The sequence below is a fragment of the Salinivibrio sp. KP-1 genome (assembly GCF_000968645.1).
Lineage (GTDB): Bacteria > Pseudomonadota > Gammaproteobacteria > Enterobacterales > Vibrionaceae > Salinivibrio > Salinivibrio siamensis.
In genome coordinates this window covers 349,069-363,467 of sequence record NZ_LAQR01000002.1, presented here as the reverse complement: position 1 = coordinate 363,467, position 14,399 = coordinate 349,069, and the positions used below count along the sequence as shown (strand labels likewise).

Sequence of the window (14,399 nt, the reverse complement as noted above, 5' to 3'; positions counted from 1 at the left end):
AAGCGACGGTGAGTTCGTCGCTTAATAGAGAAAACATTCAACCATGAGGTGGCTATGTATCAGCAGTTGAAAAATATCGGTATTGAACATCCGGAAAAGATTGAGCGTTATTCTCTGCGTCAAGAAGCCAGTTATGACACGCTCAAAGTGTACTTCAGCAAGCAAAAGGGCGACCTTTTTGCGCGAAGCATGAAATTTAAGTATCCACGCCAGCGGAAAAATGTGGTTGTCGACAGTGGCACCGGACGCTCTCGAGAGGTCACTGAGATCAACCGCAGCTTGTCTCTGGTGATCGATGAACTGGATCGTATCGTTCAGCACGAGCACACCGAACAAGACGTGAAGCAAAAAGTACTCACCGATCTCCGTCATCTGGAAAAAGTGGTCGCCAGTAAGATTGCCGAAATCGAAGCCGAGCTAGATAAGCTCTAACACGTATATTGGTGCGGCCTGCAAGGTGCGGCCTGCAAGGTGCGGCCTGCAGCGGGCTGTTTACGCCAAGGAGGTTGTGCAAGGCACATCCCACTCCAATGCCGACAGGACACGCTGCCACGTGGTATCGAGCGGCGCCTGTACCTTGACCGTCTCAGCGCTAACGGGATGGATAAACTGCATCTCATTTGCATGAAGTAAAAGCTGATGGCAGTGAAAATGCTCGCGGAAAACACGATTGTGCCTTCCGTCGCCATGCGTAGTATCGCCAATAATCGGATGACTGAGGTGATGCATGTGGCGACGCAATTGGTGTTTTCTTCCCGTTTGCGGCTGCATCGCCACGAGGCTATAGCGGCTGGTCGCATACCGTCCTGTTGCGATAGGCAGCTCCACCGATGCCAGCGGTTGATAATCCGTCACGGCCGGTTTGGCCGTGGGCGGCTGGCTCGCCTTTTTATCTGCTATTTTGTCTTGTTCTTCCACCAGTGGGTAATCGAGTCGACTGGCTTCTGTGATCCAGCCTCTGACCACCGCATAGTAGGCTTTTTTAATCTGCCCTTGCGCAAACTGAGGCATCATCAAGGACGCCACCTCGCTCGACAGCGCAAACACCAACACACCAGACGTCGGTTTATCGAGTCGGTGTAAAGGGTAAACATGCTGACCAATCTGATCCCTTAGTGTCTGCATAACAAAACGCGTTTCCCCTTTATCCAGCCACGAACGATGGACCAGCATCCCTGCAGGCTTGTTCACCACAACCAATGACTCATCGCGGTATAAAATGGATAATGGTTGTTCACTCATCATTGGGTTAAAAGCGCATCAATACGATAAGTCACTTTGACCACCGCCGTCGCCCCTTGCTGCTCTTTCATCGCTTCTTCCACATAGGGGGCGATTTCAAAATTTCTTGGCAACGGCTGGCGAGCAACCACCAAGGCACGCATTTTGGGTATAAATATCCACTGTAACCACTCATGGCAATCAAGCGTATCCACCGCAAACGGCTCGCGGCTGGCCAGTCGTTTAGGTGATGGTGGCTCGGACTGGAGCAGGTCACACGCATCTAACACTTGCTCAAGCTCATCCAGAAGTTGCTCACACTGTTGGTAAAGTGTCATTGACAATCCCATCATTACTCAAATTAGAAACCGCGAAGCATAGCATGATCCCGACAAAGACAACATCAACAAGACAAGCATCTAGCCGGGAAAAACTGATATACTCGCGCGCATCAAGCGATAACTAAGAGCGGACATCATGGAAACGGTTCACGCCCTCAGCGCCCTATTCGACCACGCCGGTTGTCAATTCAGTATTTACGACCTAGGCCGTCGTGTTTGTCAACTGGATGAAACGGCCTTTCGTGCGGTTGAGGCCAATCAACAACCTTACCCTTACCCCTTGCGTCAACACGCGCATATGGCTATCGCCTTTTGGCCGCCAGGCGGCGCTCCTTGGGTATGGTTCTTAAAAATGCCTCTCGATGAACGCGGCCTCCTCAATCACACCGCGATGGGAGACTTTTTACAGTATGTCAGCGCGGCCATGGGAGAGCGCTTAACCGCCACACCGAATAAAGAGCAGCGTGAGAAACTGGCCAATAACCCCTATACGTTTACGCCCACCGACGACAAAATGGCGATGTTTCATGCCACATTGACCTATCAACTGGGCCGGCCAGCTAGCCAGTATTATGATCATGCACAGCATTATTTAAATGGCGAGCTTGGCTGGGATAATTGGCAAGGGGTGGGCCTACAAGGGCTCGCTGATACCTGTGTACGCATGGCCGAGCAAAACAATGCCACTCGCGTCCGCAAAGCGCTCAATCATCTACCGACCACACCATTGTACGCCCTTCTCGGGTGCTTGGAGCACTGCCAAATCAATGACAAACTCGCGGCAAGCTTGCGCGATATGTTTCAGCAAATGTGTCAGACGCAAGAGGTTGATATTTTTTTGGTCAGCGCATTAATCCGCGCACATGCGGGCGCCCCATCAGCCACTCGGCATCAGCTGATTGATGCGGTACTTGATCGCGCTGAATTACACCATCGCGAGATTTTTGTCGCGATAGCCGGTCGCTGCTGGCATCACTTGACCGATGATGCTGCTCTGGATCGCTTTTTGATTGCTCTCGCCGATCAGCACGATGCGACGTTATTTCAACAGGTTTATGCGGATCTGGTGATGTTACCTCCCCTTCGTGGCGCGCTATTGGGTCGTTTACATGGCCATACATCACCCGCCCTGACTCAAGCAATGGCACGCATGCAGCAAGCGGTGAAGCAAACCCACCATGATCACTGATCTATTCACCATTCTCTTGGTTGTTGTCGCCGCTTTACTGTTCTGGCAACAGCGGCGACAATCCGAGCAAGCGCACCAGTACATTCGCCAATACTGCCAGCGGATGGAGTTGCAATTATTGTCTATCGCACGAGGCCGTCACACCATACGGAGAACCGAGCAAGGGTGGCAATGGCTCACTCAATACTGGTTCGAGTTTTCTGCCACCGGGGATGATCATTATATCGGTCACGCTCATCTTCGAGGATTAAGATTAAAGGCTATAGACACACCGGTTCATGCGATGCCAAGAGCAAGCCAAACCGACGGTTAGATGTCACCCGACAACGCCAACCATGTTGATACTAAAAAGGCGGGGATAATTATTCGCGCGACGTGAAAAGCTGTACTAGATTAGAAGTATGGTGCACACGCAAGGTTAGTGCTAACGGTGCGTGACAGGGAGTCACCGGTGTCGGTTTAACCGGCCAGAAAAAAGGAAAGGGCGCAGCTTGCGCCGCGCCCTAGAGTTTTACTTGCAGCCATCCTGCTACTAAAAGGTGCTCCCTGCATCATTCCTTGATCAGTCGCCGAATCCTTCAGCGTCGTTCCATGTCTCTCCGTCTTGGAGGTGTCCTTTCGTCATCCTGACAAACCGAAATTCCCGTTTTCGATAAGCTCTCCATCCTGGAGGTGTCCATGACTTCGTCCTGAAGTAGTCCTTAAGCCCCCATCCTGGGTTGTCCTAAGTCTTCCTGACGTACAAGCTTCCTGCTTGTAGAGAACGGCTCCATCCGTTGTCCTTTTTGCAATCCATGCCAGCGCTTCTTCCTGAAGTACTGCCTCATCCTGAGGTACCAAGTCCTTGGTGATTCCTGTTCCCTGTGTCAGTTCCCTTCCGACACCGATAAGATTACGCGACTGAGCGTTTGGTACAAGCCATTCTCACCTGCTCAATCTCTCATTTTTTATCTTAAACCAAAGAACAAACAGTAAGCGCATGTAATAGAAGAAAAAATAAAAGAAAGGGGGTCAATTTTCGTAGCAAGATTCTGCTTTTATCCCACGCTCTTGTAAGAGATATCTCACACGGAGCAGGGACCTTTTCTATGCATTGTCCTATGCTCACAGGCACCGCTTCATCACAACATGGGGTGGAGGCTGCTACTATAGTGAGTATAGACGCGTATCGAGCAGCCGGGAGGGACAATGGAAACCTTTCAACACGACTTACAGCACCTTTTTGAACAGCTGGGCTTAGCAACCGATAAGGCCTCAATTGAGCACTTCCTATCCAGCCACTGTTTGGTTGAAGGGCAAACACTGGTCGATGCCCCATTTTGGAACGCGGCACAACGGGCGTTTATTGATGAAGCCATAAAGGAAGACGCGGATTGGGCGGAACAGGTTGATATGCTTGATGCGCTGCTGAGAAAGCCCTAATCTTTCTCTCTCCTGTTATGTCGCTAGGATTAACTGATGAGCTATCAAGCTGAGCTGGCGCGAGCACTCAAGGTGCTCGACGCAAAAGGGCAAATCGTCACCGTGGCAAAGGTGAAAGCCCAATTGACAACGCAAGTCCCCCTCCCCTTGATTATTCAAGCGGTGAAGAGCGCGAAGACCAATACACCGCTACCCGAGATACCCGTCGATGACACCAAGCTATCTGATGCTGAGCGTATCAGCCAGCTCGAACAACTCGTGGCCGAGTTGAGCGAGCGATTAGCGACGCTAGAAGCCCAGTATTCAAGCCGCTAAGCCAGTTTAAAGTCCCAAGAAAGGTTGGATACTAGCCGGCAACGGTCGCATTTAAACAGAAAAATATCGTGTAACGGGGCCTCAAGCCGCCAAGGCTCGCCACACTGAGGGCATGGACGATGAAGCTCACTCTCTTTATCTTTACCGCCAACACGATATTGATAGTAGTAAGTCGGCGTGCCTGTTAAGTACTCTATCCGCCCACGTAAATCCCAACCGCGTTGAAATAGGCGCGTATTGGGACACCCAATTTCATTCAAGCCTGCAAATTCGGCATCGCTGGCACCGGCCATTTGTAACTCATCACAGGCTTGCCATTCTGTTTGCCATTTGATGACCGCTTTGTGATCACCGTTAAAGGTGGCGGGTAAGCGATAAAGCGGGATGGGTAGCAGGGTATCACCACAACGCAGCGGCGAACACGTGTGAACAAAGGTGGTGTAAAGCACTTGCCAGGTCGGTGAGACACTTGGAGCGGCTTGTTCTGAGTTCAAATCGCGCCCCAGCACACGCACTTTCGGTTGGGTTAAGCACGCATCGGCTAGCTGCTGTAAGGCCCGTTTCACTTGTGGGCTGTGAAAGCGTGGGTGCAAGGCGTCTTCATCTGGGCAGACAACACGAAGCTGAAACTGGCCCTCTTGCATCAAGATCGGAAACTCGCGTCCAAGCACCTGGCCATTATAACGTAATGCATCCATGAGGCCGTTGATAGTACGGTCGACCGCACTAACGGTGGTATTATCAAAGCACTCAAAGGTCAGTTCCGTGAGAATCATGCCACATCAACCTCTAATGCCGCGAGAAATGTTTCCAGGTTGGGGGCAATCACATCACGCGTCCCTTTATTGAGGGTTTCTCTGATCACTTCTCCGCTCATGTTATCAATTGCAATGATCACCATTTCATCGGCTGTGGTCGCAATAAAGACACTCGGCGTAAGCTTGCGCTGACGCTGCATCATCAGATGCCCCAAGATATTTTCTTGTAAGCGCGCCAAGTCATCATCACTCCATACCTGAAGCAAGCTTATCGACTCCCCCTGATAACGAACCGATAAATCTGCACAATAAAATGCGTTGTAAAAATCTTTAATATCGCTATGCAAACGCAACGCGATTGCTTGTTCTACATTGGCAAAGTCGGCCAAAGCGTCGCGCTTGACCGGTTGCCATTGTAGTTGGTGATCGTTTTCGCTCACAACACAGGGAGATGGCAAGCCAATGTAGGCATCTGTACAGGGTAAATGTTGATAATGACTCTGCCATACCGCCATATAATTCTGTGTTAGCGCCCAAAGGGCACGATGTACTGTGTTCTCCATTCGCAACCTATAGCAAGATTCAGTAAACTTTACCCATTCTACTTGAATCAATAGCAGATCCGTATGAGCAATTATCAAGATGCCGATGCCCTCGCCAATTTATCACTTGGCGAAAAAACAGATTATCCAACCCAGTACGATCCGTCACAACTACGTGCCGTCCCTCGCGCGCTAAATCGTCAGGCCATCGGACTAGATAATGCGCCGATGCCCTTTACCGGTTACGACACCTGGACCTTGTATGAGCTGTCATGGCTCAACAAAAATGGTTTGCCCCAGGTCGCGATTGGCGAAGTCCGTCTACCGGCCTCTAGCCCCAACTTGATCGAGTCAAAATCATTTAAGCTTTACCTCAATAGCTTTAATCAAACCCGCTTTGATAACTGGCAACAGGTAGCTAACGCATTGCAAACCGATTTATCCGCCTGTGCGGGCGAAGAGGTGGATGTCACCTTATCACCGCTCAGTGAGTTAGAGGGAGAAACCATCGCTGGCCTAGCGGGTGAATGCATCGATCACCAAGATATCAGCATCGATGACTACACATTTAACCCAGACTGGCTCGACGGTGCCGCTCAAGGCGCGGTTGTGTCTGAGACCCTTCACAGCCATTTACTCAAATCAAATTGCCTGATTACCAATCAGCCAGACTGGGGCTCGGTGAGAATCGCCTATAAAGGCAACAAGATAAACCGTGAGAAGCTGCTTCGCTACTTGGTGTCATTTCGTGAGCACAATGAGTTTCATGAGCAATGTGTGGAGCGCATTTTTATGGATATCATGCGTTTTTGCCAGCCAGAAAAGCTCACCGTTTATGCCCGTTACACGCGTCGCGGTGGTTTAGATATTAATCCATACCGTACGAACATGGGTAAAACACCAAGCGAAAACAACCGTTTGGCAAGACAATAACACCACAGGCTGCCTGCGGGCAGCCTTTCTCTCATCGCTTTATTTAGAGGATGGCGCATGCGCATCAGCCGACTACTCGTAGGCCTGCTTTTTTGGTTAACGTCGATAACGGCGTTTGCCGCTATCCACTCCTCACCTGTGCTAACCAATGCCGAAAAGCTTCTCGAGACCTCTCCAGCGCAATCGTTGGAAATCAGCAATCGGTTTTTAGCCCAACGCCGCCTAACCACAGGTGCCAACCGCTCACACGTCAATAACGACACGGATCGCTCGATTCGCACGCCATTGCATACCGTGTATGCCTATTTGATCAGTGCCCGAGCCTATGCGTATCTCGATCAACCCATAGAGGCTAAAGCCGCGCTACAAAAAGCGTATCAAGTGGTCGATGAATACGACTTAAAACACGTACAAGTGCAAGTTTTACTGACCGAGGCCTCTCTTATCTGGCACCTTGATCGCGACTCGACGCGCGCCTTAGCGACACTCGATGCCGCCCAAAAAGCGATTGAAACCTTGCCGGAAAACAGCTTAAACGGCCAAGCAAGCCGCTTTAAAAGCGCTTTACTGCGTGCCAATATTCTCGCGGCGACCGCAGACAGTGAAACCGCGCTTGTCGCCTATGAGAATGCGCGAATCCAGCTTAGCAATGATCCCCAAGACTTGCGGGATAAAGTCGAGTTTCAGCTCTCGTTGGGCGGCTTTTTACTCGACCAAAAGCAACATGAAAGTGCCCTTACCGAGTTACTCAGTGCTTTCTGGATAGCAAGCGAGAACGAATACACGGCATTGATTGCGGATGCCAATATGAAGCTGGCCAAGCTGTATAACCAGCAAGGCGTGCTCAATCAAGCCCTTGAGCACGCGAACCAAGCCGCTGCCTTTTTTGAGCACTTCTCATTAAGCCGACGTTTATCAGCGTCACAGCGCCTATTAGCCACCATTTATGAGCAGCAAGCCCGTTATAATTTTGCCTTGGTGCATTATTTTAATGCGCTTGAAATTGAGCAAGCACTCGGTCGCCTCCAACCGCTTGCGCAAGTCCACTTAGCCATCGCTCGCACTTATTATCAGCTAGAGCATTTCCCGCTCAGTGACAGATACATTCAAGATGCGTTAAGACTGGTCGGTAGCCTACCCAACTCGCCGCTGACCACACAGGCAATGTTGTTACAAGGACGTATTCATCTTGCACTGTCTCAACCAAAGCAAGCAGAGAAAGAAATTCGCACCGCACTGGAGCGAGCAGAGGTAGAAAAAGACCGCAAAACCCTGACGATGGCGCATCACGCCCTCTCCAAAGCCTTGGAATCGCAAGGCAAGTATCAAGCGGCTCTGATGATGCAACGTGATTATGAAAAGCTGCGCGCACAGCAAACACAATCAGAGCAACAGCAACAAGCCGATACCTTTAAACAACAACAGCGTGTGGTCGAGCGACAGCTACAGATGGATGAATTGCAGCGCCAGCTAGATAGCGCACACCAAGAGCAGCTCCACCTACAAAAGGTCAACTATTTCCTACTAGGCAGCCTTGGGGTGTTAGTGGCCATTGTTTACCTTCGTCATCGTGCCGCGGTGATGCGTCAGGGAGAACTCGAAGAGCTGCGTGATGACTTTTATACGCACCCACGCACCGGGCTGAGGAACTTACGCATGCTGAATGCCAAGTTACCGCGTTCGTTGGAAAAAAGTAACGCCAACTTTGAGCAATGGTATCTGAACGACATGATCCACCAGCCACTCAGTGATCGGCTACGCTTTGCCATGTTCGATGTCGCCTTTCTAAAAGCGCTATTTTTGCGTCTCGGCTATCAAAGGGCGCAAGATATCGAGCGTCAGCTTGGCGACTATTTGTCCGAGCGTGTCACTCAATCTGGCCGCTTATATCATTTCGCCGATACCTTGTTTATTTATATCGAGACCAATTGGGATCAAGATACCCAGCCTGATGCGCTTGCTCATTTTGTGCAGTCTTTGATCGCAGACTTTGTCAGCCACTACCAAAGCTGTCAGGCACAAACGGTGAATGCAGGTGACCAACCTCCAGCGCTCACGCCGCAAGTCGCCATTGGTCTCGCGGAATACCCTTTTTTACCGCGCGCGTACACATCGATTAATGACCAAGAGTTAATCGAGATTTTATTAACGGCTACTCATCAAGCCAGTGATCTCGCGCAACAGACCGGAGAAAGTCATTGGGTACACTTTAGCGCGATTAACACAGCGCCCGCCGCGAGCTTCGTGAACACCAACTTACGTCATGCTTGCTTGAAAGGGATTGACTCTGGATTGGTAAAGGTTAAATCTTCAGCGAACGACTTATTGAACTGGCAGAAGGATCACGAATCTGATAAAAAGCCATCGTCAGTTATTGATGATCAGAGCAATAAGTCGGTATAGCTACAGGTAGTTAGTGAAACTGTTTTCGCTACCAATGGCGCCAAAACGCGAATATAATCAGGTATTTCCTCGATAAAATGACTAAGTCCACCCCATCACCGTTGTCGGCCCAGCCCGCTCAGGCGGGTAATAATGCGTCGCCCTCAACGTATCGGGAGCTGGCGCTTAAGTCGCGTCGAGAAATCCATAGCCTTAAACGGCTGGTTTCGCGCTTTATCGCCACGTGCTCGGGTAAAAATAACTTGGTCGACCAAAAACTGGCCGAGTTCCGTGACGTATTGTATTCAACGCAGGATGTTAGCGCGTTGCTTCCGCGTTTAGCCGTTATTGAACGCATGGTGGGTCATCAAAACATGACACAAGCAAAAGCACAGTCACACCTCGATGAGCAATTTCACACCAGTGGTGAAACACTACAGCGAGTGACAGGTCTCCCCGCTCAATTGAAACGTGACTTGCGAGATCTATTAGCGCAACCGGCGAACGGTGATACCGAACGCACACAACACCTCATTAAGTTACTTCAGCTTTACGAACGCGCCGTGACCTTGCAAGTTGCTAGGCCCCGCACCCAACAAACACCAGACATCGACAACGATCAGATACGTCGCGTCGCTGATGAACTACAAAACCTGATTACAGAGCTCGATATCAACGGTCAAGCAGGCGATAAGTTGCTTGAAATCCGCCGTGAACTGCTGACCGATATATCACCGGCTACCGTGGTGTCTTTGACGTTGGCGGCACTCAAGCTGATTCTGGAAGCCACCCAATCTGAGCGGCGGGCTTCGCAGCAATTTCTCAGTCAAGTCAATGATGACCTCGTCTCAATAAGCCAACAAAATACCCGTGCGCATGATCATGCGACACAACTACGGCTGGCACATCAAGGTGTCGATCAGCGCCTCGACCGCACCATTAACGATATTGAACACGAACTCAAACGGAAAGGCGCGGCAAAAGCCAACCCAGAAGCCGCATTAACCCAAGCGCTTGCAGAGCTGAAAGTGATCGCGCAAGAAAACAAAGCGCTCAAAAATCGCGAACAAGCCTTGGAAGAGCAGTTGGCACACAATCAGAACCAACTTAGCGCCTTAGCAGAGCAAACCCTCGATCAACATCGTCGCGTCGGCGACCAAGAACGTAAACGCCTGTTAGACCCGCTGACCCGCGTCTACAACCGTGCCGCCCTTAACGATCGTTTGGAGCATGAGTACCGGTTATGGAAAAAGTACCAGCGCGAGTTTTGCCTTGCCGTCATTGATCTTGACCACTTTAAACAAGTGAATCAACAATTTGGCTACGAAGTCGGTGATAAAGCGTTGAAAATTATCGCGCGCAGCATCTACCAGTGTCTGCGCGACACCGACTTTATTGCCCGCTTTGGTGGCGAAGAGTTTGTCATTTTACTGCCTGATGCGGACGATGAAACGCGGACCGATATTTTGGCCAATATTAGCCACACCATTCGCAAACTCCCGCTGAAGTTTAAAAACGAGCGCGTTTCAATTAGCGTCTCAATTGGTGCCACCCTCTTCCAAGGTGAGGACACCCCCACGCCGGTGCTAGAGCGTGCTGACCAAGCGCTCTATCAAGCGAAAAACAGTGGTCGCAACCAAATCATCTGGTGTTAATTTTTACTGGTCAATTGTGGCTAGCGTGTGTATTTTTAATTAACACACTGATTTTTATAGCACCGCTCGGCAGCCTGGCTTGCGTTAAACAGGATGTCGGCGTGTAAGAGGTTGTCGCTATGATCACACACATTAGTCCGATTGGAACGATGGATCTGCTTTCTCAAATCGAGGTCGATCGTTTAAAAGCCAGCGCCAGCAGTGATCTGTACCGCTTATACCGCAACTGCTCATTGGCCGTTTTAAATTCAGGCAGCCATACAGACAGCTCCAAAGCACTTCTTGAAAAACACGCCAACTTTGAAATTCGCGTGTTGCGCCGAGAGCGGGGCATCAAACTCGAGCTGGTTAATCCACCGGACCATGCCTTTGTCGACGGTAAGATCATTCGCGGCATTCAAGAGCATATGTTCTCGGTACTACGCGACATTATTCACGTCAATGTGCAGCTCGAGCATAGTCCTGCCCTCAACCTCGATAGCTCACCGCATATCACTAACTTAATATTCGGTATATTGCGTAATGCGAAAACGCTCCGCCCGCGAGTCGATCCTAATTTAGTGGTTTGCTGGGGGGGGCATTCAATCAACGACATCGAATATCAATACACGCGTGAAGTGGGTCATGAACTTGGTCTGCGTGAACTAGATATTTGTACGGGGTGTGGCCCTGGTGCGATGGAGGGGCCAATGAAAGGCGCAGCCATCGGCCATGCCAAGCAGCGCACGTATGACAGCCGCTTTATTGGCTTAACCGAGCCCTCTATTATCGCTGCTGAGCCGCCGAACCCCATGGTTAACGAGCTGGTGATCATGCCCGATATTGAAAAGCGCCTAGAGGCATTTGTCCGTATCGCGCATGGGATTGTCATTTTCCCAGGTGGCGCAGGGACAGCGGAAGAGCTGCTGTATATTCTTGGCATCATGATGCACCCTGATAACCGCTCACAGCCTTTGCCTATCGTGTTAACCGGCCCGAAAGAAAGTGAAGATTACTTTCGCGATATCGATGCCTTTATTCGTGATGTATTGGGCGAGGAAGCCACCCAATATTATGAAATCGTGATTGACGATCCAGCCAAAGCCGCACGATTAATGAAAAATGCCATGCCTGCCGTCAAAGAGCATCGCAAAGCCACCGGCGATGCCTACTCGTACAATTGGTCATTGAAAATCGAGCAGGATTTCCAACATCCCTTTGCGCCAACACACGAAAACATGGCTAACCTCAACTTGCACATGAATCAGCGCCCAGAGTTACTCGCTTCAGCGTTACGTCAGGCATTCTCGGGCATTGTGGCAGGGAATGTTAAAGATGAGGGGATGCGCAATATCGAGCAACACGGCCCATTTAAAATTGATGGGGACAAGTATTTGATGGCAAAAATGGACAAACTGTTACAAAGCTTCGTCGACCAACAACGGATGAAGCTGCCAGGCACCGCCTATGTGCCGTGCTATGAGATTGTTTCCTAGCCTGAACGCGCACTGAGCCGGCGAGCTGTCGATAACCTGCATCTCGCACACTGCGTTATGCCACTAACACAGGTATAATGCGCGGCTCATGCTGCGCGTTATTACTGGTTTTTATTATGTCTAACCTCCATGTTGTCATTATCGATGCAATGAACCTCATTCGCCGCGTCCACGCGGCTCAGCCTGAGGGCGATGCCATCGACACCACGGTGAATGCCTGCCTCAAAACCCTCAATAAAATCATCAATCATAGCCAGCCGAGCCATATTATTGCTGTCTTTGATCACCTGGGTAATGATCGTGGCTGGCGCGCAGAGATCTTGCCGGCATACAAACAACACCGTAAACCAATGCCTGCAGTACTCGAGCAAGGGTTAGATGCGATTCAAGATGCATTTTGGCAGCACGGCGTCGACTCGTTGCTTTCTCAAGGCGATGAAGCTGACGACATGATTGCCACCCTGGCTTTAAAAGTGGCCGAGCGCCGGCAAGATGTCACAATCGTATCGACTGACAAAGGCTACTGTCAGCTATTGCAACCGACAGTCAGGATCCGCGATTACTTTCAGCAGCGCTGGTTAGATCTCGCCTTCGTCCAAGCACAATTCGGCGTTCGCCCAGAGCAGCTTTGCGATTTTTGGGGGCTCGCAGGGATCAGCAGTAGTGAGATCAGTGGCGTGCCAGGGATCGGTCCCAAAACGGCCGCCAGCTTGCTGAGCGACTATGCCACTATCGATGCAGTGTTCGCTGCTGAGGATCTGGCACCTAAGTGGCAAAAAAAACTCAACGGTCATTATGAGCTAGCTCAACGTTGCAAAAAGGTCGCGCAACTAAAAACGGATATCCCACTCGGCTTTAACCTACAAGATATCCGTTTTGAACCTGCCGCTGAGGGCCAACCCTCGTAACCGTATTCAGTGGTGATGAAGTTCAGTGGTGATGAATAAGTATAAAGCCGGTATGTAGTGCTAAGATAGGCCCACACTGCTGCACCTAGCGCTGACGTTTTACCCGCCGTAAGTGCACCGTGATTTCCTCGCGATCATGGTACAGATGCTTCGCGCGCATTTCATACGCCACCTTGTAGTCATCAAGAAATGCACCTAAGGTGTCGAGGTTCTCCGTCACCTGCTCATAGCGGCGGCTCATGGGCAATTTCAAATTAAATATTGCCTCTTTTGCCCACCCTTCAATCAGCCACTCACCCATCAATTGGGCCACACGAGAAGGCTTTTCAATCATATCGCACACCAGCCAAGTGACATTTTTTCGCGTAGGCTCAAATTTAAATCCATCTTCGGCGTGATGAAACACTTGCCCTGTATCCATGAGCTGTTCATCCATCGCCCCGTTATCCACCGCGTGGACAAACATCGAGCGCTTGACCAATTGATAGGTCCAACCTCCCGGACACGCACCTAAATCGACCGCCCACATGCCGGGCGCTAAACGCGTCTCCCATTCTTGCTTGGGAATAAAGTGATGAAATGCCTCTTCCAATTTTAAGGTGGAGCGACTCGGCGCATCAGCCGGAAACTTCATGCGTGGTAACCCCATATAATGCGGGGAGTTATTGGTTGTCAGTGAATAGCCGATCAAACAGGTGCCTGGGGCGGTAAAGCACACGTGGATCACCGGTTTTTTTGGGTTATCCTTTGCCAGCATCACGCCTTGCTTACGTAGCGCCTGACGCAATGGCACGGTGAACTTACGACAGAATTTCAACAGGGCTTTCGCTTCATCATTATCTGGGGTTTCCACCCGTAAGTCGCCGCCTTTGGGTAAGCGCTCGCCCACTGCCAAAATCGGTGAAATACGATCGTCAGGGTCAAGCTCAGAAAGAGACGCGGTGATAGCGATCATTTGCCGGGCAAAAATCAGTGAGTCTAGCGGGAGATCACGAACAACACGCTCGGCATCGCCCTCTTGGTAACACTCAAACAGGACATACGCACTGTTATTGACCACGCGCGGGAACCCATATACCCCCATGTCGGTGGTTTTTTGTTGGATCTCTGCGGCACAGTCTTTCTCAAACCCCGCACGACAATAAAGCAGAACCTGATTCATAACACCCTCTGGCTCGAACATATCACCACGCTGTGTGGCGGTAAAAATAAGCTGCGCATTATATCTGCCATCCAGACCAGAAAGAAATGCCCGCGA

General features: G+C 50.5%; 15 protein-coding genes. 10 read left to right on the top strand and 5 right to left on the bottom strand.

The features are described 5' to 3' along the window. The first annotated feature begins 54 nt into the window (after positions 1-54). Positions 55-432, top strand: a complete 378-nt coding sequence (locus tag WN56_RS06130; protein ID WP_046074172.1) for a DUF3461 family protein — start codon at positions 55-57, stop codon at positions 430-432. Between the two features lie 60 nt (positions 433-492). On the opposite strand, the gene truC is transcribed toward WN56_RS06130, so the two are convergent. Then, positions 493-1,245: a tRNA pseudouridine(65) synthase TruC gene (gene truC, locus WN56_RS06125; RefSeq protein WP_227986324.1), complete on the bottom strand. Its 753-nt coding sequence runs from the start codon at positions 1,243-1,245 to the stop codon at positions 493-495. Further along, a complete protein-coding gene (locus tag WN56_RS06120) occupies positions 1,242-1,559 on the bottom strand; it encodes a YqcC family protein (protein WP_046074171.1) in 318 nt (105 codons plus the stop codon). Before WN56_RS06120 ends, truC begins: the two co-directional genes overlap by 4 nt. A 139-nt stretch (positions 1,560-1,698) precedes the next feature. Between WN56_RS06120 and WN56_RS06115 the strand changes: the two genes are divergently transcribed. The 4 genes from WN56_RS06115 (at position 1,699) to WN56_RS06100 (ending at position 4,488) form a co-directional block, all read left to right on the top strand. After that, positions 1,699-2,751: a DUF3549 family protein gene (locus tag WN56_RS06115; protein ID WP_046074170.1), complete on the top strand. Its 1,053-nt coding sequence runs from the start codon at positions 1,699-1,701 to the stop codon at positions 2,749-2,751. Continuing rightward, complete coding sequence (locus WN56_RS06110) at positions 2,741-3,064, top strand: DUF3301 domain-containing protein (protein WP_046074169.1); 324 nt, start codon at positions 2,741-2,743, stop codon at positions 3,062-3,064. Before WN56_RS06115 ends, WN56_RS06110 begins: the two co-directional genes overlap by 11 nt. Before the next feature lie 875 nt (positions 3,065-3,939). Continuing rightward, positions 3,940-4,173, top strand: a complete 234-nt coding sequence (locus tag WN56_RS06105) for a DUF2789 domain-containing protein (protein ID WP_046074168.1) — start codon at positions 3,940-3,942, stop codon at positions 4,171-4,173. Positions 4,174-4,209: 36 nt separating this feature from the next. Next, the gene (locus WN56_RS06100; protein ID WP_046074167.1) at positions 4,210-4,488 is read left to right on the top strand and encodes a hypothetical protein; all 279 of its coding nucleotides are present in this window, start codon (positions 4,210-4,212) and stop codon (positions 4,486-4,488) included. On the opposite strand, the gene WN56_RS06095 is transcribed toward WN56_RS06100, so the two are convergent. Further along, positions 4,485-5,264 carry a Zn-ribbon-containing protein gene (locus WN56_RS06095; RefSeq protein ID WP_046074166.1) on the bottom strand — a complete coding sequence of 260 codons (780 nt, stop codon included), beginning with the start codon at positions 5,262-5,264 and terminating at the stop codon, positions 4,485-4,487. The genes WN56_RS06100 and WN56_RS06095 overlap by 4 nt on opposite strands. Continuing rightward, the gene (gene syd, locus WN56_RS06090; RefSeq protein WP_046074165.1) at positions 5,261-5,809 is read right to left on the bottom strand and encodes a SecY-interacting protein; all 549 of its coding nucleotides are present in this window, start codon (positions 5,807-5,809) and stop codon (positions 5,261-5,263) included. The genes WN56_RS06095 and syd overlap by 4 nt, the downstream gene beginning before the upstream one ends. Before the next feature lie 63 nt (positions 5,810-5,872). Between syd and queF the strand changes: the two genes are divergently transcribed. From queF to xni, 5 genes are all read left to right on the top strand, one after another. Further along, entirely contained in the window at positions 5,873-6,721 is an 849-nt protein-coding gene (gene queF / locus WN56_RS06085; RefSeq protein WP_046074164.1) for an NADPH-dependent 7-cyano-7-deazaguanine reductase QueF, read from the top strand. Between the two features lie 57 nt (positions 6,722-6,778). After that, entirely contained in the window at positions 6,779-9,124 is a 2,346-nt protein-coding gene (locus WN56_RS06080; RefSeq protein ID WP_046074163.1) for a hypothetical protein, read from the top strand. Between the two features lie 77 nt (positions 9,125-9,201). Continuing rightward, the gene (locus WN56_RS06075; RefSeq protein WP_052708027.1) at positions 9,202-10,758 is read left to right on the top strand and encodes a diguanylate cyclase; all 1,557 of its coding nucleotides are present in this window, start codon (positions 9,202-9,204) and stop codon (positions 10,756-10,758) included. Positions 10,759-10,877: 119 nt separating this feature from the next. Further along, on the top strand, positions 10,878-12,233 hold the full coding sequence (gene ppnN / locus WN56_RS06070) for a nucleotide 5'-monophosphate nucleosidase PpnN (protein ID WP_046074162.1): 1,356 nt from the start codon (positions 10,878-10,880) through the stop codon (positions 12,231-12,233). A gap of 116 nt (positions 12,234-12,349) precedes the next feature. Continuing rightward, entirely contained in the window at positions 12,350-13,141 is a 792-nt protein-coding gene (xni, locus tag WN56_RS06065) for a flap endonuclease Xni (RefSeq protein WP_152797192.1), read from the top strand. 85 nt (positions 13,142-13,226) lie between these two features. On the opposite strand, the gene rlmM is transcribed toward xni, so the two are convergent. Continuing rightward, positions 13,227-14,303 (bottom strand): 23S rRNA (cytidine(2498)-2'-O)-methyltransferase RlmM, encoded by a 1,077-nt coding sequence (gene rlmM / locus WN56_RS06060; RefSeq protein WP_046074221.1) that lies wholly within the window; start codon positions 14,301-14,303, stop codon positions 13,227-13,229. Between the last annotated feature and the right edge of the window lie 96 nt (positions 14,304-14,399).

Coding starts and splice junctions, on each gene's coding strand:
- WN56_RS06130 (WP_046074172.1), top strand. CDS start 55: ATGTATCAGCAGTTGAAAAATATCGGTATTGAACATCCGGAAAAGATT.
- truC (WP_227986324.1), bottom strand. CDS start 1,245: ATGATGAGTGAACAACCATTATCCATTTTATACCGCGATGAGTCATTG.
- WN56_RS06120 (WP_046074171.1), bottom strand. CDS start 1,559: ATGACACTTTACCAACAGTGTGAGCAACTTCTGGATGAGCTTGAGCAA.
- WN56_RS06115 (WP_046074170.1), top strand. CDS start 1,699: ATGGAAACGGTTCACGCCCTCAGCGCCCTATTCGACCACGCCGGTTGT.
- WN56_RS06110 (WP_046074169.1), top strand. CDS start 2,741: ATGATCACTGATCTATTCACCATTCTCTTGGTTGTTGTCGCCGCTTTA.
- WN56_RS06105 (WP_046074168.1), top strand. CDS start 3,940: ATGGAAACCTTTCAACACGACTTACAGCACCTTTTTGAACAGCTGGGC.
- WN56_RS06100 (WP_046074167.1), top strand. CDS start 4,210: ATGAGCTATCAAGCTGAGCTGGCGCGAGCACTCAAGGTGCTCGACGCA.
- WN56_RS06095 (WP_046074166.1), bottom strand. CDS start 5,264: ATGATTCTCACGGAACTGACCTTTGAGTGCTTTGATAATACCACCGTT.
- syd (WP_046074165.1), bottom strand. CDS start 5,809: ATGGAGAACACAGTACATCGTGCCCTTTGGGCGCTAACACAGAATTAT.
- queF (WP_046074164.1), top strand. CDS start 5,873: ATGAGCAATTATCAAGATGCCGATGCCCTCGCCAATTTATCACTTGGC.
- WN56_RS06080 (WP_046074163.1), top strand. CDS start 6,779: ATGCGCATCAGCCGACTACTCGTAGGCCTGCTTTTTTGGTTAACGTCG.
- WN56_RS06075 (WP_052708027.1), top strand. CDS start 9,202: ATGACTAAGTCCACCCCATCACCGTTGTCGGCCCAGCCCGCTCAGGCG.
- ppnN (WP_046074162.1), top strand. CDS start 10,878: ATGATCACACACATTAGTCCGATTGGAACGATGGATCTGCTTTCTCAA.
- xni (WP_152797192.1), top strand. CDS start 12,350: ATGTCTAACCTCCATGTTGTCATTATCGATGCAATGAACCTCATTCGC.
- rlmM (WP_046074221.1), bottom strand. CDS start 14,303: ATGAATCAGGTTCTGCTTTATTGTCGTGCGGGGTTTGAGAAAGACTGT.